This is a genomic window from Uliginosibacterium sp. sgz301328, assembly GCF_041807905.1.
Classification (GTDB): Bacteria; Pseudomonadota; Gammaproteobacteria; order Burkholderiales; family Rhodocyclaceae; genus JBGVSA01.
The window spans coordinates 133,319-155,006 of the sequence record NZ_JBGVSA010000006.1 but is presented as its reverse complement, the minus strand read 5'-3'; the positions used below and the strand labels follow the sequence as shown (position 1 = coordinate 155,006).

The following is a 21,688-nucleotide window of genomic DNA, read 5'->3' as shown; positions in this document are numbered from 1 at the left end:
GCCCTATGACAATGGAGTGCCCGCATCGGGCCCACTACAAGCACTCGAAAATCAATCGATCAACTCACACAGGCGATGAATATCGAACTCACCATCCGTGTTCATGCGACCCGTATCTACGGCCGCTTCGTAGTCGTCGCACCGCCCTGCCCTACGCAGCGACCGCACCCAGTGCAGTTCCTCGGACAGGAACAGCCCTGAGTTCCGTTCCTGAATCACGAAGACGGTGCGAACGTTCGCGAGCATTACGCCGCCTTCGCCTGACCCGGAGCCGGCAACGCACGCAGGCCGAGAACTTCATAGCCCTTCGTCGTCATGGAAATGGTCAGTTCGCAGTCCAACGGGAACGGCAAACCCTTGATCTTTTCGAACTCATCAGACTTGCCGAACGGAAGCACCGCCGCGTTGTAGCCGACCTCAGAACCATTCCGTTCCGACACTTCCATAACAACGTAGAGCTTGGTGTTATCGAAGTGACTACCTTCCACTTCGCCCTTGAACTTCTTCGCACCAAGAACCTTGAAATTGCCCTTCATTTCCATGACTCACCCCACCTCAATTGATCGCCTACGCGAATGACATTTCGATAGCCGCTTCCGCAGGCATACACTCCCGCGTGCGCTGATGCAGGAACTCCCCGCAAGTGCGCCAGTCGGGAACCCTCAGACGCTTCGGGAACACCCCTTCACGCTGAATTTTTTGCAGAGCCTGATCCGCCCCACCTTCAATCTGTGACACAACCCACAACGCCGCACCGCATTGGCGCTTGAGCCAATCGAGGACATCGGCATACGTGATTTCCATCCGCTTCTGCAACGTTCGGACACGCACTTGCTTTTCGCTGATGAAATTGAGAGCCGGGTACATGGCGGCCAGATAGGCCCCCGGCTGTAGAAGACACTCGAAAGGAACGATGCGACTCACCGAGCGCAACTCCCCTTCAAGCCGCAACCACGGCGACGACTTGTCGCCTAGCTGCTTACCCTTTTCGTACCCACGGAAGTACTTACCGTTTTCCCGCGCACCGACGTAGAACGAGCGTCCCTTGCCGTTGATGCGTTTCCAATTACCGCGTTGCTCGCAATCGGGCATTCGCCCGCCAGCGCCGAACAGACCTGCGTCATACCAGCCTGCAACGTCATCGACTGAATTCACGCCTTCATAGTCGTCGTACGCCAAATCAACCCGCGTGATCCGCGCACCATCCGCCCGCTTCAGGAACTCGACACAGCGCTGTTCCCATCCTTCGCGCGCAGCCGCACACCCTTCCCCGCTGAGACTGACCAAAACAGTTCCACGCTGGCCACCGTGACAGACGAGACCGTACCCATCACCGAGCACGTACGAGCGTTCGTAGAAGTTCGCGCCCTTATCGCGCTGGCCAGAAATGCCGAATCCGAAAATGCCCTGGCACACCATGGACACTTCGCAGATCACCTCATCGTCTGTAACCCCGCGACGCTGAATCCGGAACGCATCTTCATGGCACGTGAAGTTCAGCCAATCAATGAACGCTGCATCCCCGCCATGCCCGCGACGCCCGGGAATTTCCATCACTTCGCCGTCTTCGAGAACAAGCCTTGCGGCAATCCACGCCGGACCCACATCGAGCACCTTTCCCCCCGTGTTACCAACGGGGGGCGCCTTCGGCGCGAGCGGCCCGCCGTCGCGCGAGCGCGCCGCCTGTGCCGCATCGCGCTTCAGCTTCGCGGACAGATCGGACAGGGAAACCACGCCCATCCCATCCTTTTCGGCGAGGCTGAATTCGCGCTGCGTGCGTTTTCCCGGCTTGAGTGACATCCCCTGACCCCGAATCGTTTACATCGCCGCCGTGCGGCTGTAAGGTGCGTGCACTTGCCAAATTTGGGGTACTCCAAAAATGGAAAGTCGTAATGGGGCGCAGCCTAATCTTTCCAATATTGGAAAGTCAAGAGGGGTATGACATGGAGTTTTCCGACTACATCGAAAAAGGTGTCGAAAAGGCAGGGTCGCAAAAGCGCCTAGCGACGCTTATTGGCGTGCGCGAATCGCACATGTCTCAGATGGCGAAGGCCCTGCGTCCGATTCCTGCAGAAGCGCTTGCCCGCCTTGCAATGCTTATTGGCGAAGGGGTAACACCCGGGCAAATTTGGGAAGCTCAGCAAGCCGCCAGAGCCGAGACGGAAGAGGAGCGACAGCTATGGCTCCCTTTTGTTAAGCATGCTCATGGCATGGCAAAGGCCGCCAGCCTGCTGATGACAATGGGATTAAGCGCGCTTGCGGCTGTCATTTTGTTTTTGACACCCGCTCAGGACGCGCATGCCAAATCAATGGGTTACGACGCGCCGTCCCATGAAATAAACATTATGCGCATGGCGGGCAGTTCTGGAAGTGTTGCGTGATTGCGCTTCAGCCTCGCAACGCTTTTGAAGTTGGGGTCGTCTCAGAAAACGGAAAACAAAGCACGTTAAGCTGATTGCAGCGGTCGTAACGGCCTGAACTTCCCCGCGCAGATCTTGGCGCTGCTGCGCCAGAGGTAATCGCCGGTCAGATTGATGTGCTCCCAGCCTAGCGGCGACAGGTACTGCAACAGCGCATCATCGACGGCATGGCCGTTGCCGCGCAAGGCGTGCGCGGCCCGTTCCAGGTAGACCGTATTCCACAACACGATGGCCGCCGTCACCAGGTTGAGGCCGCTGGCACGGTAGCGCTGCTGCTCGAAACTGCGGTCGCGAATTTCGCCCAGGCGGTTGAAGAACACGGCGCGGGCCAAGGCGTTGCGGGCTTCGCCCTTGTTCAGTCCGGCATGCACGCGGCGGCGCAGTTCGACGCTTTGCAGCCAGTCCAGAATGAATAGTGTGCGCTCGATGCGTCCCAACTCGCGCAGGGCGACGGCCAGGCCGTTCTGACGCGGATAGCTGCCGAGCTTTCGCAGCATCAGCGAGGCCGTCACTGTGCCCTGCTTGATCGAGGTGGCCAGCCGCAGGATTTCGTCCCAATGGGCGCGGACGTGCTTGATGTTGAGCGTGCCGCCGATCATCGGTTTCAACGCGTCATAGGCGGCATCGCCCTTCGGGACGTAGAGCTTGGTGTCGCCCAGGTCGCGGATGCGCGGCGCGAAGCGGAAGCCCAGGAGGTGCATCAGTGCGAAGACGTGATCGGTGAAGCCCGCCGTGTCGGTGTAGTGCTCCTCGATGCGCAAGTCGGATTCGTGGTACAGCAGGCCGTCAAGCACGTAGGTCGAATCACGCACGCCAACGTTCACGACCTTGGTGTGGAACGGCGCGTACTGGTCGGAGATGTGGGTGTAGAACGTCCGCCCTGGGCTGCTGCCGTATTTCGGATTGATGTGGCCGGTGCTCTCGGCTTTGCTGCCGGTGCGGAAGTTCTGGCCGTCCGACGATGATGTGGTGCCGTCGCCCCAATGCCCAGCGAAGGGGTGGCGGAATTGCGCGTTGACCAGTTCGGCCAGCGCCGCCCCGTAGGTTTCGTCGCGGATGTGCCAGGCTTGCAGCCAGGCCAGCTTGGCGTAGGTCGTTCCTGGGCAGGATTCAGCCATCTTGGTCAGGCCCAGGTTGATTGCGTCAGCCAGGATCGTGGTCAGCAGCAGGTTCTTGTCCTTGGCCGGGTCGCCTGATTTCAGGTGCGCAAAGTGTCGGGTGAAGCCCGTCCACTCATCGACTTCGAGCAATAGTTCGGTGATTTTGACGTGCGGCAGGATCATCGCCGTCTGGTCGATCAGGGCCTGCGCGGTGTCGGGCACAGCCGCGTCAAGCGGCGTGATCCTCAGGCCCGACTCGGTGATGATGGCGTCCGGTAGCTCATTCGCCAGCGCCATGCGGTTGACGGTGGCGAGCTGCGTTTCCAGCAGCGTCAGTCGCTCGTGCAGGTACTGGTCGCAGTCGGTGGCCACGGCCAGCGGCAATTCACTGGCCTGCTTGAGGCTGGCGAATTTCGCGGGCGGCACCAGGTAGTCCTCGAAGTCCTTGAACTGGCGCGAGCCCTGCACCCAGATGTCGCCGGAGCGCAGCGCGTTCTTCATCTCCGACAGCGCGCACAGTTCGTAGTAACGCCGGTCGATGCCGCTGTCGGTCATGACCAGCTTCTGCCAGCGCGGCTTGATGAACTCGGTCGGTGCGTCGGCTGGCACCTTGCGGGCGTTGTCGCTGTTCATGCCGCGCAGCACCTCGATGGCGTCGAGCACGCCCTTGGCGGCAGGCGCGGCCCGCAGCTTGAGTACGTCCAGGAATTCCGGCGCGTATCGGCGCAGCGTCGCGTAGCTCTCTCCGATGCGGTGCAGAAAATCGAAGTCCTCGGGTTGCGCGAGCTTCTGCGCCTCGGTAACGCTCTCGGCGAAGGCATCCCAGGACATGACGGCCTCGATGGCGGCGAATGGATCGCGGCCAGCCTGCTTGGCCTCGATCAACGCCTGGCCGATGCGCCCGAACAGCCGCACCTTGGCGTTGATCGCCTTGCCGGACGCCTGGAACTGCTGCTGATGCCTCTTCTTGGCGTCATTGAACAGCTTGCCCAGGATGCGGTCGTGCAAGTCGATGATTTCGTCGGTGACGGTGGCCATGCCCTCGATGGCGAGCGCGACCAGGGTCGCGTAACGCCGCTGCGGCTCGAACTTGGCCAAGTCGGCAGGCGTCATCTGGCCACCCTCACGGGCGATCTTGAGCAGCCGGTTCTGGTGAACCAGCCGCTCGATGCCCGAAGGCAGGTCGAGTGCCTGCCACGCCTTGAGGCGTTCGATGTGTTCGAGCATGTGCCGCGAGTTCGGCTTGACAGGTGACTGGCGCAGCCAGGCCAGCCAGGTCATCTTGCCGTTGTCGCGGCGCTTGAGCAGATCGTCGAGGCGACGGCGATGCGTGTCCGACAGCGGTTCGGCAAGGGCATCGTAGATGCGCCGGTTGGCACGGGTGATCGCTTCGGCGCTCGCCCGCTCGACGGCGTTGATGGCAGGCAGAATGATCGACTGCCGCCGTAGATGCTCGATCAAGGCACTGGCCAGCACAATGCCTTTGTCGGTTTGCATGGCCAGCTCGGTCAGCGTGTGGACGGCCTGCCGGTAGTGGCTCATGGTGAACGGCTGGAAGCCGAACACCGTTTGCAGTTCGACCAGGTGCTCGCGCCGGGTCTGCTCCCGCTGCCCGTACTCGTCCCAGCTTTCGACGCTGACCTTGAGCTGGTCGGCGACCAGCTTCAACAAGGGCGGAAACAGCGGCTCATCGACGCCAAGGATGACGCCGGGAAAACGCAGGTAGCAGAGCTGCACGGCGAAGCCCAGCCGGTTGGCCGGGCCGCGCCGCTGCCGGATGATGGACAGGTCGCTTTCGCTGAACGTGTAGTACCGGATCAGATCTTCCTTGGTGTCCGGCAATGCGAGCAGGCTTTCCCGCTCGGCGGCGGACAGGATCGAACGGCGCGGCATCGTCAGGCTTCTTTCAGGTACTGGTACAAGGTTTCACGGCTGATGCCGAAGTCGCGCGCGACCAGTGCTTTTTGTTCGCCTGCCGCGACCCGCCGTTTCAGTTCGGCAATCTGCTCACTGTTCAGCGACTTCTTGCGACCCCTATAGGCCCCACGCTGTTTAGCCAGGGCAATGCCTTCGCGCTGCCGCTCGCGGATCAGGGCCCGCTCGAACTCCGCGAAAGCGCCCATCACCGACAGCATCAGGTTCGCCATCGGCGAGTCCTCGCCGGTGAAGGTCAAGCCTTCCTTGACGAATTCGATGCGCACGCCGCGCTTGGTCAGCTTTTGCACCAAGCGGCGCAAGTCGTCCAGGTTGCGGGCCAGACGATCCATGCTGTGCACCACCACCGTGTCCCCGTCACGCGCAAAAGCCAACAGCGTGTCGAGTTGCGGTCGGTGGGTATCTTTACCCGACGCCTTATCGGTAAAGACACGATCCACCTGGACGGCTTCCAATTGCCGTTCCGGGTTCTGGTCAAAACTGCTGACCCGAACGTAACCAATGCGCTGACCTGCCAAGCCGCCTCCAAAAGTGCGATGTGTCAGGATGAAATCTATTACTCTTGGCGGCGTGTGTCAATCAATGTAAAATTTAACCCTATTCTGACGCATTAAACTGCATTGCCCTGACGTGCTGTTAGGGTATGCCTCAATCTGACACGCTGGGAGCAGGCATGAATCCATCCACCATCGAATTGATCGGCGCAGCCCTGTTCGCGGTTGCCATCCTGCATACCTTCGCCACCAAGTTCTTCGAGCACTTGGCGCATACCCGTCCGGCCCATGCCGGTGTGTGGCATTTGCTGGGCGAGGTCGAGGTGGTGTTCGGCTTTTGGGCTTTGGTGCTGGTCGTGGCGATGTTTGTCACGGACGGCGCGAAGACGGCGACCCACTACGTCGATTCCCGCAATTTCACCGAACCGATGTTCGTCTTTGCGATCATGGTGGTCGCTGGAACCCGGCCAATCCTGCAAACCGCGATGGCGGCAGTACGCCTGCTGGCGCGGGCCATTCCCTTGCCGGGCAGCATGGGCTTTTACTTCACCATTCTGGCGTTGACTCCGCTGCTTGGGTCGTTCATCACCGAACCGGCAGCGATGACGCTTGCCGCGCTGATTCTCTCCGAGCGTATCTTTGCAAACGGCATTTCGTCGCGCTTGAAGTACGCCACCCTCGGCGTGCTGTTTGTCAACATCTCCATCGGCGGCACCTTGACGCCGTTTGCTGCGCCGCCCGTGTTGATGGTCGCTGCCAAATGGCAGTGGGACACCTCGTTCATGATGGCGGCTTTCGGCTGGAAAGCCGCGCTTGCGGTCGTCATCAACGCCTTGGGTGCAACGCTGCTTTTCCGCAAGGAGTTGGGCCAACTGTCAGCGACAGGCGCTCATGGCTCCAGCGAACCCGTGCCGCTGATCTTGGTGTTGGTGCATTTGGCCTTTCTCGCCGGGATCGTGGTGTTCGCACACCATCCGGCGATGTTCCTGGGCTTGTTCCTGTTCTTCCTCGGGGTAGCGCATGCCTATCAGCGTCATCAGGATCGCTTGATCCTGCGCGAAGGGTTGTTGGTCGCGTTCTTCCTGGCAGGACTGGTAGTTTTAGGCGGACAGCAGCAATGGTGGTTGCAACCAGTTCTGATGAGCATGAGCAGCGATCAGGTGTTCTTCGGCGCGGCAATCCTGACGGCCTTCACCGACAACGCAGCGCTGACGTATCTCGGCTCGCTGGTCGAAGGACTCTCCGATGGCTTCAAGTACGCGCTGGTCGCAGGCGCAGTCACGGGCGGCGGCTTGACCATCATCGCCAATGCGCCAAACCCGGCGGGCATTGCGATCTTGCGCGGGCATTTCGACGAGGAATCCGTGCATCCAGTGGGGCTGTTGCTGGCGGCTTTGCCGCCCACCCTCATCGCTGCGCTACTGTTCCGCCTGCTATGAGCGCGAAATGTGGCACGTCGCGTGCCCTTTTATCCATGAGTCTTGGCATCCGATGCTCACTCGGTCGTACTCGGACTCCAAAACGCCTGCCGGACGGCCGGTAGAGCAGCGAGCCGCTGCACCAAGGCATCCAGTTCGTCGCCATCGACCGAGGTGGCCGCCAAGGTCGCCTCGATCTCGATCTCCTCCTGCCCGAACGCATGGAGATCGAGGTCACGCGTGGGATAGTTGCCGCGCTCCAGCTCTTCTTCGAGCTGGGCCATGACCATCTTCTGATGCGCGCGTTCGGCAATCACATAGACCGTGTTCGTCACCTCGACCGACTCCACGTCCAGCGGCTTGCGATTGATCGTGTTGACGATGGGCCGAAGCAGGGTGTTGGCGGCGAGCACAAAGAGCGTGGCCAGCACCGCTTCGAGGATCAGGTCGGCCCCGGCCGCCGCGCCCACGGCGGCCGAACCCCATAGCGTCGCGGCGGTGTTGAGCCCACGCACATTGCCTTCCTCGCGCATGATGACCCCGGCACCCAAGAAGCCGATGCCGGACACCACATAGGCGACGACATGCACCGCCCCTTCATGCCCGCCCAGCCGGTTCGCCATATCGACGAACACGGCCGCACCCACAGCTACGAGTACGTTGGTACGCAGCCCAGCCGTGCGCTGCCGATACTGCCGCTCCAGACCGATCAGCCCGCCCAGCACGAAGGCCGTGGTCAGGCTTACCAGAGTGTCGAGCAGCGACGCCAGATTGATGCTTTGCAGTGCAACCATATGCGTTCCTTATTGCCAGCCCCAACGGCGGCGGTAGATGCCTTTCATGGCCTGCGTCAGCCCCATGTAGGCCAGCACGATCAGCGGCAGCAACGCGAAGTACAGCGGCGGCAGGGCTTGCAGCTTGAAGTAGTGCGCCAGCGGCCCCATCGGCAGGAAGATGCCCACTGCCATGATGATGGCGGTCATCACCATCAAGGGCATCGCAGCGCGGCTCTGGATGAATGGCAGCTTGGGCGTGCGGATCATGTGCACCACCAAGGTCTGCGTCAGCAGGCCGACGATGAACCAGCCAGACTGGAACAGCGTCTGCTGCTCGGGCGTCTGCGCGCCGAACACGAACCACATCATGACGAAGGTCGTGATGTCGAACACCGAGCTGATCGGGCCGAAGAACACCATGAAGCGGCCGAGATCGCCCGGCTGCCACCGCTGCGGCTCGCGCAGCAGCTCCTCGTCCACGTTGTCAAACGGGATGGCGATCTGCGAGATGTCGTACAAGAGGTTCTGCACCAGGAGGTGCATCGGCAGCATCGGCAAGAACGGGATGAAGGCCGACGCCACCAGCACCGAGAACACGTTGCCGAAGTTAGAGCTGGCCGTCATCTTGATGTACTTGAGCATGTTGGCGAAGGTGCGGCGGCCCTCCAGCACGCCTTCCTCCAAGACCATCAGGCTCTTTTCCAGCAGGATGATGTCGGCCGCTTCCTTGGCAATGTCCACCGCCGTATCGACCGAGATGCCGATGTCGGCCGTGCGCAGCGCCGGGGCATCGTTGATGCCGTCGCCCATGAACCCGACCACGTGCCCGTTGGCCTTCAAGAGGCGCACGATCCGCTCCTTGTGCGAGGGCGTCAGCTTGGCAAAGACGTTGTGGCTCTCCACGGCCTCGGCGAGCACCTTGTCGCTCATGCGCTCAATGTCGCTACCCAGCAGGATGCCTTGCTGCTCCAAACCCACCTCACGGCAAATTTTTGCCGTCACCAGCTCGTTGTCGCCGGTCAGTACCTTGACCGCGACCCCATGCTCGGCCAAGGCCTTGAGCGCTGGGGCCGTGGAGTCCTTCGGCGGATCAAGGAAGGCGACGTAGCCGACCAAGATCAGCTCGCGTTCGTCGGCGAGGCTGTAAGTGTCCTGCGTCGGTAGCCCTTCCTTGGCGGCCACAGCGACCACGCGCAGGCCCTCCTCGTTGAGGTCGGCCGTCACCACGCGGATGCGCGCCAGCAGCTCGGGTGTCAACGGCTCGACCGCCTCGCCGTGGCGCACCTGCGTGCACACGGCCAGGATTTCCTCCACCGCGCCCTTGGTGATGAGCAGGTGGTGCGCGTCGTGCTCGGCCACCACCACCGACATGCGGCGGCGGTTGAAGTCGAACGGGATTTCATCGACCTTGCGAAAGTTCTTCGCAGGCTCCAGCTCGCGGTGCACCTCGGCGTGCTCCAGCACGGCCACGTCCAGCAGGTTCTTGAGGCCGGTCTGGTAGTAGCTGTTGAGGTAGGCCATCTCCAGCACATCGTCGGATTCTTCACCCCAGACATCGACGTGCCGTGCCAGGAAAATCTTGTCTTGCGTCAGCGTGCCGGTCTTGTCAGTGCACAGCACGTCCATCGCGCCGAAGTTCTGGATCGCGTCCAGACGCTTGACAATTACTTTCTTGCGCGAAAGGAACACCGCGCCCTTGGCCAAGGTCGAGGTCACGATCATCGGCAGCATCTCGGGCGTCAGGCCCACGGCGATGGACAGCGCGAAGAGCAACGCCTCCATCCAGTCGCCCTTGGTGAAGCCGTTGATGAAGAGCACCAGCGGCGACATCACGAACATGAAGCGGATCAGCAGCCAGCTCACCTTGTTCACGCCCGACTGGAACGAGGTCGGAGCGCGGTCGGTAGCCGTGACGCGGCTGGCCAGTGCGCCGAAGTAGGTGCCATTGCCAGTGCCCAACACGACGGCCGTGGCAGAGCCCGACACCACGTTAGTGCCCATGAACAGGATGTTGTCCAGTTCCATCGGGTTGATCGCCTTGGCATCGCGCTGGGTGGCGAACTTCTCCACCGGCATGGACTCGCCGGTCATGGCGGCCTGCGCCACGAACAAGTCCTTGGCGCCGAGCACGCGGCAGTCGGCCGGGATCATGTCGCCCGCCGACAGCACGATCAAATCGCCCGGCACCAGCAGCTTGATCGGCAGTTCGACACGCCGTGCCGCCTTGACGTGCAGATGCACGCCAAAGAAATTCTCGGCTTCCGGGGCGGCATCCTCGGACACGTCGCGGCGAATGACGGTGGCCGTGTTGCTGACCATGGCCTTGAGCGCGTCGGCGGCCTTGTTGGACTTGCCTTCCTGCCAGAAGCGCAGCAGGGTGGAGAGCACCACCATCGTGCCGATGACCAGTGCGGCCTTCATGTCCTCGGTGAGGTAGGAGATGGCGGCTAGCAGTGTCAGCAGCAGGTTGAAGGGGTTGCGGTAGCAGTGCCACAAGTGCATCCACCACGGCAGGGGCTTTTCGTGTTCAACCTCATTGAGGCCGACGCAGGCGCGTATCGCCTCGGCTTGCGCTTCGGACAGGCCGTCGCTGTGGCTGTCAAGCTGCTTGAGCAGTGCTTCGGTGTCGCTGGTGGCTGCTTCGACCAAGGTCTTGGTCAAAGCAGCGGGCACCTCCCGGCTGACGCCGGTCTGTGCCAGGGTGTCCAGCAGTGCCAGGCGGCGGAAGTGCCGGGCGATGTGGCGGGTGCGAAGGAACCCCGCGAAGAATTCTTTCAGGATGGTGAAGTTCATATTTTTCTCCTTGTCGCCACCATCCCGAGCGCGTCAGGAGGGTGGCTGTCGAGACGGACAGTCCATGGTGTTTTCTCAAAACTCCGTATGTAGGCGCACGGACGCGACGTTGGCAGGGCCTCGGTCGGCGTTGTAGGCCGGGTTGCGGATGCGTTGCCAATCCAGCGTGATCCACGCCGCCTTGGTCAGATTCAGGTTGTAGAAGGCCTCGAACACGGTTTCGGGGCGGTAGTTCAGGCGGCCATCGCCGATGAAAAAGCCCATGCCGCCGACGGCCAGGTAGTCACGGTGTACCTTGGAAAGGCCGTTGCGCGCCAACGCCACGCCGAAGCTGTCTTGCCCGCGCCCCCATGAGCGGCCTTTGACCAGCACACCACCGGACATTGAGCGGTCGATTTCGGTGAAGGCATAGGTTTCGGTCTTGCCATCCGCCCAGCTTGCACGGCCGAAGATTCCCACGTCATCCGATATGGCCTGTTCAAGGTTGAGGCCGAAACCTTGCTTGACCTGCTCCCCGGTACGCACGTCGTCGATGCTTGGCGTGCTACCCGTGCGCGCAGCCAGGTCGAGCGCGTCTTGGAAGCGCGACATCTTGGCGCGATTGCGGAAGGCGAGCAGGCGCAGCTTGCCCGGCTGACCGCCGAGGGTGTGGGCATGCTCGACCTCGATCTGGTCGCCGTAGTGCTGGAAGATGTGCGGATCGAGAGCCTGCTGGTTCGGTTCCTTGGGCTGGACGAAGCGGCCTGCACGCACCGTCCAGTCGTCGTGATACCACTCCAAGGCAACGCCCCACGAGTAGCCACGCGCATCGGCTGCGTAGTCGTAGGCCCCAGCCCGGTCAAGTTGGACAGCGGCACACCCTGCGCCGCCTCGGGATTGAAGTACAGCTCACCGCCCGCCCACGGCCGCCAGCCCAGCATGGCAGTCGCCGTGAAGGAATAGCTGCGTTCCTTGTTGGTCGTCAGGCTGTTGGGGCCGGAGTAGGCGGCCGAGAACGGCCGCTTGTCCTGCCAGACGTAGGTGGCCTGGAACTTGGCGTTCCAGTCCTCCGCTTCGGGGGCCTCGGCGTGACCGATAGCGGGCAAGAAGGCTGTGGCCAGTGCGGCCACGCCCTGAAAGCGCGCCAGACGGCGCGCAGCGATGAATTCAAAACGCATGCGTACTCCCCGGCCGTTGCGCAAGACCGCACGGCCGAATCTGTGCCGCCACGGGCGCGGCAGCACTCAAACGATCAAAAGGGAAGTAGCTGAAAGCAGCCGAGAACCGGCTGCCTGATGCCACTACCCGCCAAGTCGGCAAGGCAGTGGCGAGATGGGGAACTCGCGATTACCTTGCCTGTGTGTGGTCGATGCAAGATCGACTACTAGGACTGTCCACAGGAGGAACTCCGAAGTTGAAACGGACGGAATTGTAACCCACCCAAAAACAGATGACAACATCCCCTCCGGGGGGATAGGATGACGGAACTATGACGACACACACCACCCACCCGGATGTGGTCAAGCGGCTCAAGCGCGCCCACGGCCACCTCAAGAGCATTCTGGGAATGCTGGAGGAAGGCAGGGGCTGTCTGGAAATCGCACAGCAACTCCAGGCTGTCGAGAAAGCTATCAGCAGCGCCAAGCGAACCCTTGTCCACGATCACATCGAGCACTGTCTTGAAGGCTCGGTGCGCGAAGGCGGAGCGAACGCGGATGAGACGATCCGCGAGTTCAAGGAAATCACCAAGTACCTGTAGCGCCCATCCAAGCCATTCAACCTCTTTGGCTGCTTAACGTGCTTTATTTTCCGTTTTCTGAGACGACCCCGTCAGGTACATGCTCACGCCGCTGGCTGCCACGACGACTGGCTTGCCCGCATCGAACCCTGCTGCGGCAAGGCGCTCCCACCAATCGTCATTGGCTTCGAAATCGACCGCTACGAAATGCGGCGCGGGAAGATCGAGCTCGCCCAGACGCCGACGCTTCCACGCCTGCGGACCCGGCTGGTCGATCTCGAACACCTTCACAGCATCCGCGACGGCGGGTTTGCGCTGGGCAAAACTGTCGAGTCCGGCACCAAGGATCACGTATTGATCGACGCCCTGCTGTGCGCGCTCGACGACCAGATCCTCGATGAACCGGGCCCGTCCTACGATGGACGCACGAAACAGCCTCGTACCTTCCGGATGCATGTCGGGGCGCTTGCGCCAGTCGTCATCCGGCGCGACCAGCCGCAGTCCGATGCTGTCGTCGAGCACATGAGGCGGGGCGTCGACTTCAACATGCAATGCGCGCCACAGGGCAACGCGGGCGGCGGAGCTTTCGACGGTCTCGATCGGGTTTGATTGCATGGGTTTGCAGTCTGTCGCAATGACGACGGGGCAGCGCCCCGTGCCCTTCGGATGTCGCTATTTGCGCGAGAACTTGCTGACCAGCTGACTGAGCTTCTCGGCACGCTCGCGTTCCACGCGGGCGCTCTTTTCCGCAGCCTTCTGTGCGAGCTGCGCTGCCTTGCGCTCTTCCTTGATCTTCTGGAGGCGTTGCGACAATTCCTTGCTTGCCAGTGCGCGCTGTTCTGCGCTCACCTCCCCCACGGGTTCGCCATTGAGGTCAAAGCGCTGCGTGCCGTCCTGCAGGCCCTTCATGTAACGGAACGAGCGCGTATGCATGCCCAACGCGGCACGCAATTTCTTGCGGTCGATCTCCGGATGGATCTCCAGCAACTGCTTGTCGATCCCGATGGCCAGGGGCAAGTATTCGCGGATGGCCTTGAACTCCGTTCGTAGTTCCTTCAACAAAGTCGTTGCGGAGGGGGATGAAACATCTGCCACGGTGCATGTCCCGAAGAGTCACAAAGAGAGCGCCAGTGTACCGGAGCCAGGGCGATGCGGCGCACCGCACCTTTTGTGCCGGAGCCAGGGCCATCATCCTCGGCACGGCGCCCGGTCGGCTAGAATCGGGCGCCATGTCTGTCCAGCCTGCCCTCACCCTTTGGGTGGCCACGTTCGATGGCCGCTCCGCCGAAATCGCACAACGGATGGCCACGCGCTTGCAGGCGCTCGGCATCCGGACGCAAACCGAAGAACTCGGTTCCGTGCCGCCGCCATTGCCTGACGGGCCCGTGCTCGTTGTTGCGGCGGTGCGTTATGGGCGCTTGCTGCCGGCCGCTCGCGCAGCATTGCAGCGTCTGGCGATGACGCCGCAACATCCGGCCGCCCTGGCCGTCGTGTGCCTGAGCGCCCGTCGCCCGGACCGTCGCTCCGCCCGGGACAATCCCTACCTGCGCCGCGCCATGGCGCAGAGCGGTCTGCGCCCCCTGCTCGCCGAGGCCTTCGGTGGGCGGCTCGACTACATGCGCTGCCGCTGGTTCGATCGCCAGATGATCCGTCTCATCATGAAACTCACCGGCGGGCCGAGCGATGGTGTATCGGTCCTCGACTACACCGACTGGGGGCAGGTCGAGCGTTTTTCGGATCGCCTGGCCGATGTGCTCGGATCTGCGCCACATTGACCGCTACGCGGTGGCGCGTGGTTCAATAATGAGCGACGCCGCCGACGGCGGCAGATTCACAGAAGGTCATCATGAAAGTCTCGCAACGCGCACAAAACGTCGCGCCGTTCTACGCGATGGAGTTCGGCAAGCGCGCCGCTGCTCTTGAAGCCGAGGGGCATGCACTCATCAAGCTCAACATCGGCGAACCAGATTTCGGCGCGCCGCCCGCAGTGATCGAAACGATGCGCACGATCATGGACGGTCGTCCGCTGGCGTACACCGCCGCGCTCGGACTGCCGGAGCTGCGCGATGCGATTGCCGGCTTTTACCGTCAGATGCATGGAGTGGAGATCGATCCGTCCCGGGTGGTCGTCACCGCAGGTGCGTCCGGCGCATTACTGTTGGCGGCAGCGGCGCTGGTCGATGAAGGCGACGAAGTCATCGTGGGCGACCCCTCGTACCCATGCAACCGCCAGTTCCTCGCCAGTTTCGGCGCCGACGTCAAACTACTGCCCACCGACGCGTCGACCCGCTATCAGCTGAGCGCGGAAGCGGTACGCACGCACTGGAGCGAGCGCACGCGCGGCCTGATGATCGCCACACCTTCCAACCCGACGGGAACGTCGATATTGCCGGCCGAACTGGCCGCCATCTGCGATTGGGCGCGCGCGCACGACGCCTTCCGCATCGTCGATGAGATCTACCTGAATCTCGGCGACCCCGACGCCCATGGGCGTGCACCGCAGACAGTGCTGGCCGTCGACGATGACGCCTTCGTCATCAACAGTTTCTCCAAGTATTTCGGCATGACAGGCTGGCGCCTGGGCTGGTGCGTCGTGCCCGAAGCCCTGGTGCCGGTCATGGAACGGCTGGCGCAGAACTACTTCATCTGCCCGTCCACGCTGGCGCAGATGGCCGCGCTGACGTGCTTTACGCCAGAATCCCTCGCCGTGTGCGAAGCACGCCGGCAAGAGTTCGCCCGCCGCCGGGCATTGGTACTCGATGGACTGGCGCGCATCGGCCTGCCGGTGCCGGTGCCACCCGACGGCGCGTTCTACGTGTATTTCGACGTGCGCGGCACGGGGCTGACGGCATGGCAATTCTGCGAACGTGCGCTGCACGAGGCGCATGTGGCGCTCACGCCGGGACGCGACTTTGGCGATTGTGGGGCGGATGCGCACGTGCGGTTGTCATATGCAGCCTCCACCGAGCAATTAAGCGAGGCCATCGAACGGCTCGGGCGCTTCATGCGCCGGCTGCAAGAGGAACGCGGCGCATAAGCGCTCACGCCCGGCCGATCATGACAAACGCTGTCGATGATTCCCGATAAGGGAACAAAGCATGCCGCCCATGGGCGGCGGTGATTTCGCAGGTCGCCCTGCGCGCAATGTGCTGGATTGCTCAGACCTGCATATTCATGATGTCCTGGTACGCGTTCACAAGCTTGTTGCGCACCTGAACCATCTGCTGGAACGAGAGGTTGGCCTTTTGAAGGTTGATCATCACGTCCTGCAGGTTGACCTCCGACGTGCCGGTGGAGAAGTCCTGCGACATCTGCTGGGCGCTTTGCTGCGCGGCGCTGACGTCCTTGAGCGCGGTTTGCAGTGCCTGCCCGAAGTCCGCTCCGCCTGCGGCCGGCGCAGCCGAGCTCTTGCCTGCCGCCAGGTCGCTGGCGGCGCGCAAGTGGCCGAGCATCTGATCGATTGCGCTGGTGTCCATATGTGTTCTGTGCCTTGTCGGTGCCTGACTCTACTTACGGCAGGCGATGCTTTTGCTGAAGGCTAAAGCAATCCCCGTACCTGTCTGCGTTCAGATGACCACGCCCTCTTCACGGTACTGCTGCAATTTGTAGCGCAGCGTGCGCTCCGAAATGCCCAGCCGCTCGACGGCCTTCTTGCGCGAGCCGCCCACGGCGCGCAGGGTTTCGAGGATGTGGACGCGCTCCAGATCACGCATGCTGGCTGGCTTGTCCTCTGCTTGCGGCATGGCGATGGACATTGCAGCGGGCTGGAAGTCCATGGCCGGTGCAGCGGGCGCGATGGCGGCGAAAGGCGCGGCGACGGCGCCATCGGGCGTCCAGTCCGGCAGGCACATGCGCACGTCGTCGGCCGTCATGGTGTCGCCGCTGGCCAATATCAGCGCGCGTTGCACAGTGTTTTCCAGTTCGCGCACGTTGCCGGGCCAGCGCCAACCGGCAAGAACTGCCGCCGCTTCGCCGGCAATTCTTGCCGTTTTGCCGATCCGTTCGCCGTGCCGACCGACAAAATGGGCCGCCAGCGCAAGCACGTCGCCCGGCCGCTCGCGCAGGCTCGGGATCGCCAGGGGGAACACATTCAGACGGTAGTACAAGTCTTCGCGGAAGCGTCCGCCCTGCACTTCGCGCAGCATGTCGCGGTTGCTGGTGGCCAGCACGCGGATGTCGAGCGGAATCGCCTTCTTGCCGCCGACGCGTTCGACTTCGCGTTCCTGTAGCACGCGCAGCATCTTGGCTTGCAGACCGAGCGGCATTTCGGAAATTTCGTCGAGCAGAATGGTGCCGCCCTGTGCTTGCTCGAATTTGCCGGCCTGTGAAGTCTGCGCCCCGGTAAAGCTGCCCTTCTCAAAACCGAACAGCGTGGCTTCGAGAAGGTTTTCGGGGATCGCCGCGCAATTGATCGCCACGAACGGCCCGCTCTTGCGACGGGAATGCTGGTGGATGTAGCGCGCGAAAACTTCCTTGCCGGTGCCGGATTCGCCTGTCAGCAGCACCGTTGCATCCGTTTGCGCGACTTTGGCGGCCAGTGCCAGCACGGCGCGCGTGCGCGGGTCTTCGGCCACCATGTCGTCCTGCGTCGGCGTGACGCGCGCGTGGCGGCGCACGTTTTCCAGCAACACGTCGGCTTCGAACGGCTTCATCAGGAATTCGCACGCACCGCCGCGCATGGCGGCCACGGCCTTGTCGACGTCGCCGAAAGCGGTCATCAGCAGCACTGGCAGATGCCTGTGGCGCGCGCGGATCTGGCCGAGCAGTTCGAGCCCGTCCATCGGGTCCATGCGCAGATCGCTGATGACCAGATTGAAGTGCGCGCCGTCGAGCGTCTGCAAAGCTTCTGGCCCACTGGCGGCAAGCGTGACGCGGTGGCCGGCCGAGCTGAGGATCAGTTCGATCGCGTCGCGCAGTGCCGCGTCGTCGTCGACCACCAGAATGTTGAGCGTTTCGATCATGTCAGGTCCTGTTCGCAGGGGCGCGGTGCATGCGCGCTGGGTTCATTCGGATTGGCCGGCGTGCTCATGCGGCAAGCTCCTCAGTTCTGGCCACTTCGTTCTGCACGATGAGCGGCAGCGAGAACGTGAACTCACTCCCCACGCCGGGCTCGGACCACAGCGCGATGTCGCCACCGTGCGCACGCGCCACACCGCGCGCGATGGCCAGTCCAAGACCGGTGCCGTCCGCGCGCGTGGTGAAGAAAGGTTCAAAGAGGCGGTCCTGCATGGCCGGCTCGATGCCACGGCCGTCGTCGCGCACGCGGAATCGCACCGCTTCGCCGTCGAGATCGGCGGCCAGCAGCACACGACCGCCCTCGCCCAGCACCTGCAATGCGTTCTCAAGCAGGTTGGTGAGTGCGGCGGCGATCTCTTTGCGATTCCCGAAGACTTGCTCGGTGCCTGCCGCGCAGTCGGTGTCGAACACCACGCCGCCGCGTGCGGCCACGGGTTCGATGGTGTGACGCAGCTCGGCGATCAGCTCGCAGATGCCGAAGGCTTCGCGGCCAAGTGCCTCGCCACGGGCGAAGATCAACATGTCTTGGATCAGCCGTTCGAGGTGGCGCAGGCGTTCTACCGCGCGGCCGGCAACGTCCGCGCGCTGCGTGGCGGCCAGTTGCGTATTGGCAAGGTGCCCGGTGTACAACAGGGCCGAGGCCAGTGGCGTACGCAATTGGTGTGCGAGCCCGGCGACCATCTCGCCCATGGCGGCCAGGCGTTCATTGCGCGCCGCGGCGCGGCGCATGCGCCAGGCTTCGGTCACGTCGTGCAGCAATACGATGCGGCCGCCTGAGCGATCCAGCGCGGTTTCCGAAATCGACACACGGCATTCGGCTTCCGCCGAAGCAAGCTCCCATTCACCCGGCGTATCGCTGGCGACCAGCATGCGTGCGGCAAATGGCTGCCAATCGCTGCCGACCAGTGCGCTACCCAGCATGGCGCTGGCAGCCTTGTTGATCTGCTCGACGCGACCATGGTTGTCGAGCACGACCACGCCGGCGGGCAGCGCTTCAAGCAACAGGTCAAGCCGTTCGGTCAGGACGCCGACCTGCTGCTGCAGGCCGCCATAGGCCTGAGTCAGCTCTTCCGAGGCGCGAGCGAAGACCTGGAAGGCTTCGGCCAGTCCAGCGGCATCCAGCGGCGGCGTTAGGGGTGCGTTCATGATGGCTAGCCAGGGCCATTTGCGATGGATGGCACTTTATGCCCGCCCATGCGCTGGCCGAGGCCGGATTAGCCGGCAAAACTTGCCGCTTATTGCCGGCTCGCGCGAGCCGTGCCGCGCTCAGAATGCGTCCATCCGAAATGGGACCGTAGCCTCTACTGGACACGAGCATGGCCGCCGACGACGCCCTCACCGCTCCGCCACCTTCACCGTGGCAGGCGATCACCGACAATCTGAACAAGCTCACGCAGCGCCAGAAGCTGGCGGGTGGCGTGGCGCTTGCCGTGGCCATCGCCCTGCTGGTGGGTATGTGGCTGTGGAGCAAGCAGCCGGATTACGCGGTGCTCTTCTCCAACCTTGCGGAGAAGGACGGCGGCCAGATCGTGGCTGCGCTTCAGCAGCAGAACGTGCCGTACAAAGTGGAAGCCGGCGGCGCCACGATCCTGGTACCGAGCGAGCGCGCCAATGAGCTGCGCCTGCTGATGGCATCGCAAGGTCTGCCCAAGGGCGGCATGGTCGGTTTTGAATTGATGGACACGCAGAAGTTCGGCATGTCGCAGTTCAATGAGCAGGTGAACTACCAGCGCGCGCTGGAAGGTGAGCTGGCGCGCACGATCCAGTCGATCGCGGCCGTGGGCGGCGCGCGTGTCCATCTGGCGATGCCCAAGCAGACAGCCTTTTTGCGCGACGAGCAAAAACCCAGCGCGTCGGTGGTGGTGACGCTGCGTGCCGGGCGTCGTCTCGAACCCCAGCAGGTGGCGGGCATCCTGCATCTGGTGTCGTCCAGCGTGCCCGATCTGTCGGCCGATCAGGTCAGCATCATCGATCAGAACGGCAACCTGCTCACGCAGAAGCGCGATCCGCGCTCGCCGGGGCTCGATCCGACCCAGCTCGAATACGTCGATGAAGTCGAAGCCAGCTACATCAAGCGCATCCAGACGATCCTCGAACCGGTGCTGGGCAACGGCAACTTCCGCGCGCAGGTGACGGCGGACGTGGACTTTGACGCCACCGAGCAGACGTCCGAAACCTACAAGCCCAACCCCAACCCGAACACGGCGATCCGCAGCCAGCAGACGGCCGACAACCAGACCAACCAGCCGCCCGCGATGGGCGTGCCCGGCGCGCTGTCGAACCAGCCGCCCACGCCGGCGACCGCCCCGCTCACCACGCCGCCCCTGCCCGGCCAGAGCCAGAGCGCGCCGGTGGTGCTGACGCAATCGCGCAATGCCACCACCAACTACGAACTCGACAAGACCGTGCAACACGTCAAGCGCTCGCTGGGCGCGGTGCGTCGGCTGTCGGTCGCGGTGGTGCTGAACTACAAGACCGGCAAGGACGGCAAGGGCAATCTGCAAGCTACGCCGCTGACCGATGCCGAGATGAAGAAAATCAGCGACCTCGTGCGTGAAGCGGTTGGCTACAGCCAGGCGCGCGGCGACACGATCAACCTCGCCAATGCCGCGTTCGCCGAAGCCGCCAAGGTCGAGGCACCGGCCCTGCCGATCTGGAAGGACCCGGAATACGTCGAATACGGGCGCGAAGGTGCGCGCTACCTGGTGATGCTGTTGGCCGCGCTGATGGTGTACTTCGGCGTGGTCCGCCCGCTGGTGCGCACTGTGGTGCCCAAGCCGCCAGAGCCGGTGGATGCAGAGCCGCGGATCGATGTGATGGTCGACGACGAGGAAGACGAGACTAATCTGGACGACGTGCCGCCGGAAGTGCTCGAAGCGGAGCTGGCGAAGATGAGCTTCGAACGCAAGGTGGAGCGCGCCCGCGAGATCGTCCAGAAGGACCCGAAGATCGTGGCGCAGATGATCAAGGAATGGATGGGAGGAGGCACCAGTGGCGAAGGAAGGTAACGAAGGCGTCGAGAACGCCGCCCTGCTGCTGCTCACGCTCGGCCCGGATCATGCGGCCGAAGTGCTCAAGCACATGTCGCCGCGCGAAGTGCAGAAGCTGGGCGCGGCCATGGCTAAGCTACCGCCCAACCCGCGCGAACGCGTCGGCAAGCTGGTCGAGAAAATGCAGCTTTACGCCGCGCACGGCTCGCACATCCAGCCGGATGAAGAGACCATCCGCGTCATGCTGACCAAGGCGCTGGGCGACGAGCGGGCCGCCAATCTGATTTCGCGCGTGCTGCAGGGCTCGGATACGGCTGGCATCGAAAGCCTCAAGTGGATGGACGCGGCCACCGCCGCCGACCTCATCAAGAACGAGCATCCGCAGATCATCGCCACGATCCTGGTGCACCTTGAGTTCGACCACGCCGGCGAAATCATGCGGCAGTTCCCCGAACGCCTGCGCAATGACGTGCTGTTGCGCATTGCTACGCTCGACGGCGTGCAGCCTTCAGCGCTACGCGAGCTGAACGAAGCGCTCACGCGCGTGCTGTCGGGTTCGGCGCAGATCAAGAAGGCAGCCATGGGCGGCACGCGCCACGCGGCGGAAATCCTCAACTTCGTCGGCAGCGCGGCCGAGACCGCCATGCTCGACAAGTTGCGCGAATACGATCCAGAACTGGCGCAGAAAATCCTCGACGAGATGTTCGTGTTCGAGAACATCCTCGACATCGACGACCGCGGCGTGCAGGTCATCCTGCGCGAAGTGCAGTCCGACCAGCTTGTCATTGCGCTCAAGGGTGCGGCACCGGAAGTGCGCGAGAAAATCTTCCGCAACATGTCGAGCCGTGCAGCCGACATGCTGCGCGAAGACCTCGAATCGCGCGGGCCTGTGCGCCTGTCCGAAGTGGAAACCGCGCAGAAAGACATCCTCAAGGTCGCGCGCCGCCTGGCCGAAGAAGGTCAGGTCATGCTGGGTGGCAAAGGCGGTGGAGACAGCTTCGTATGATGAGAAGTCGTTCCATTGTCGCC

At 62.9% G+C, this 21,688-nt stretch carries 19 protein-coding genes and 1 pseudogene; 7 read left to right on the top strand and 13 right to left on the bottom strand.

Translation table 11 applies throughout. The features are described 5' to 3' along the window. Window positions 1-51: 51 nt before the first annotated feature. The 3 genes from ACDA63_RS06635 to ACDA63_RS06625 are packed head-to-tail and all read right to left on the bottom strand — an operon-like array spanning window position 52 to window position 1,800. Window positions 52-246 (bottom strand): hypothetical protein, encoded by a 195-nt coding sequence (locus tag ACDA63_RS06635; RefSeq protein WP_373662427.1) that lies wholly within the window; start codon window positions 244-246, stop codon window positions 52-54. Further along, a complete protein-coding gene (locus ACDA63_RS06630) occupies window positions 246-542 on the bottom strand; it encodes a hypothetical protein (RefSeq protein WP_373662426.1) in 297 nt (98 codons plus the stop codon). The genes ACDA63_RS06635 and ACDA63_RS06630 overlap by 1 nt, the downstream gene beginning before the upstream one ends. 25 nt (window positions 543-567) lie before the next feature. After that, window positions 568-1,800 (bottom strand): replication initiation factor domain-containing protein, encoded by a 1,233-nt coding sequence (locus ACDA63_RS06625; RefSeq protein WP_373662425.1) that lies wholly within the window; start codon window positions 1,798-1,800, stop codon window positions 568-570. A gap of 143 nt (window positions 1,801-1,943) precedes the next feature. Here ACDA63_RS06625 and ACDA63_RS06620 point away from each other — a divergent pair, with 143 nt between their 5' ends. Beyond that, a complete protein-coding gene (locus ACDA63_RS06620; protein WP_373662424.1) occupies window positions 1,944-2,381 on the top strand; it encodes a hypothetical protein in 438 nt (145 codons plus the stop codon). Between the two features lie 65 nt (window positions 2,382-2,446). Here ACDA63_RS06620 and ACDA63_RS06615 read toward each other — a convergent pair whose 3' ends face one another. Continuing rightward, a complete protein-coding gene (locus ACDA63_RS06615; protein ID WP_373662423.1) occupies window positions 2,447-5,413 on the bottom strand; it encodes a Tn3 family transposase in 2,967 nt (988 codons plus the stop codon). A gap of 2 nt (window positions 5,414-5,415) precedes the next feature. Beyond that, window positions 5,416-5,973 (bottom strand): recombinase family protein, encoded by a 558-nt coding sequence (locus ACDA63_RS06610; protein ID WP_373662422.1) that lies wholly within the window; start codon window positions 5,971-5,973, stop codon window positions 5,416-5,418. A gap of 155 nt (window positions 5,974-6,128) precedes the next feature. Here ACDA63_RS06610 and ACDA63_RS06605 point away from each other — a divergent pair, with 155 nt between their 5' ends. Beyond that, entirely contained in the window at window positions 6,129-7,388 is a 1,260-nt protein-coding gene (locus ACDA63_RS06605; RefSeq protein ID WP_373662421.1) for a putative Na+/H+ antiporter, read from the top strand. Between the two features lie 56 nt (window positions 7,389-7,444). On the opposite strand, the gene ACDA63_RS06600 is transcribed toward ACDA63_RS06605, so the two are convergent. The 3 genes and pseudogenes from ACDA63_RS06600 to ACDA63_RS06590 form a co-directional block, all read right to left on the bottom strand. Next, window positions 7,445-8,161, bottom strand: coding sequence for an MgtC/SapB family protein (locus tag ACDA63_RS06600; RefSeq protein ID WP_373662420.1), 717 nt, complete (start codon window positions 8,159-8,161; stop codon window positions 7,445-7,447). A gap of 9 nt (window positions 8,162-8,170) precedes the next feature. Next, on the bottom strand, window positions 8,171-10,936 hold the full coding sequence (mgtA, locus tag ACDA63_RS06595) for a magnesium-translocating P-type ATPase (protein ID WP_373662419.1): 2,766 nt from the start codon (window positions 10,934-10,936) through the stop codon (window positions 8,171-8,173). Between the two features lie 75 nt (window positions 10,937-11,011). After that, window positions 11,012-11,734: pseudogene (locus tag ACDA63_RS06590) on the bottom strand (carbohydrate porin); the annotation flags it as partial. A gap of 670 nt (window positions 11,735-12,404) precedes the next feature. Here ACDA63_RS06590 and ACDA63_RS06585 point away from each other — a divergent pair. Further along, on the top strand, window positions 12,405-12,674 hold the full coding sequence (locus ACDA63_RS06585) for a metal-sensing transcriptional repressor (protein ID WP_373662418.1): 270 nt from the start codon (window positions 12,405-12,407) through the stop codon (window positions 12,672-12,674). A gap of 33 nt (window positions 12,675-12,707) precedes the next feature. Here ACDA63_RS06585 and ACDA63_RS06580 read toward each other — a convergent pair whose 3' ends face one another. After that, on the bottom strand, window positions 12,708-13,268 hold the full coding sequence (locus ACDA63_RS06580; RefSeq protein WP_373662417.1) for a class I SAM-dependent methyltransferase: 561 nt from the start codon (window positions 13,266-13,268) through the stop codon (window positions 12,708-12,710). Between the two features lie 57 nt (window positions 13,269-13,325). Then, complete coding sequence (locus ACDA63_RS06575) at window positions 13,326-13,748, bottom strand: ProQ/FINO family protein (protein ID WP_373662416.1); 423 nt, start codon at window positions 13,746-13,748, stop codon at window positions 13,326-13,328. A 134-nt stretch (window positions 13,749-13,882) separates the two neighbouring features. Between ACDA63_RS06575 and ACDA63_RS06570 the strand changes: the two genes are divergently transcribed. Together ACDA63_RS06570 and ACDA63_RS06565 are read left to right on the top strand one after the other, a co-directional pair. Continuing rightward, complete coding sequence (locus tag ACDA63_RS06570; protein WP_373662415.1) at window positions 13,883-14,428, top strand: flavodoxin domain-containing protein; 546 nt, start codon at window positions 13,883-13,885, stop codon at window positions 14,426-14,428. Window positions 14,429-14,499: 71 nt separating this feature from the next. Beyond that, entirely contained in the window at window positions 14,500-15,690 is a 1,191-nt protein-coding gene (locus ACDA63_RS06565; RefSeq protein ID WP_373662414.1) for a pyridoxal phosphate-dependent aminotransferase, read from the top strand. A gap of 121 nt (window positions 15,691-15,811) precedes the next feature. Here the strand turns inward: ACDA63_RS06565 and fliE are convergent, their stop codons facing one another. From fliE to ACDA63_RS06550, 3 genes are all read right to left on the bottom strand, one after another. After that, on the bottom strand, window positions 15,812-16,129 hold the full coding sequence (fliE, locus tag ACDA63_RS06560; protein WP_373662413.1) for a flagellar hook-basal body complex protein FliE: 318 nt from the start codon (window positions 16,127-16,129) through the stop codon (window positions 15,812-15,814). Between the two features lie 90 nt (window positions 16,130-16,219). Further along, window positions 16,220-17,614 (bottom strand): sigma-54-dependent transcriptional regulator, encoded by a 1,395-nt coding sequence (locus ACDA63_RS06555; protein ID WP_373662412.1) that lies wholly within the window; start codon window positions 17,612-17,614, stop codon window positions 16,220-16,222. A gap of 64 nt (window positions 17,615-17,678) precedes the next feature. Next, a complete protein-coding gene (locus ACDA63_RS06550; RefSeq protein WP_373662411.1) occupies window positions 17,679-18,815 on the bottom strand; it encodes a PAS domain-containing sensor histidine kinase in 1,137 nt (378 codons plus the stop codon). A gap of 170 nt (window positions 18,816-18,985) precedes the next feature. Between ACDA63_RS06550 and fliF the strand changes: the two genes are divergently transcribed. Beyond that, complete coding sequence (gene fliF, locus ACDA63_RS06545) at window positions 18,986-20,677, top strand: flagellar basal-body MS-ring/collar protein FliF (protein ID WP_373662410.1); 1,692 nt, start codon at window positions 18,986-18,988, stop codon at window positions 20,675-20,677. Next, entirely contained in the window at window positions 20,661-21,665 is a 1,005-nt protein-coding gene (fliG, locus tag ACDA63_RS06540; RefSeq protein ID WP_373662409.1) for a flagellar motor switch protein FliG, read from the top strand. Before fliF ends, fliG begins: the two co-directional genes overlap by 17 nt. Window positions 21,666-21,688: the final 23 nt, after the last annotated feature.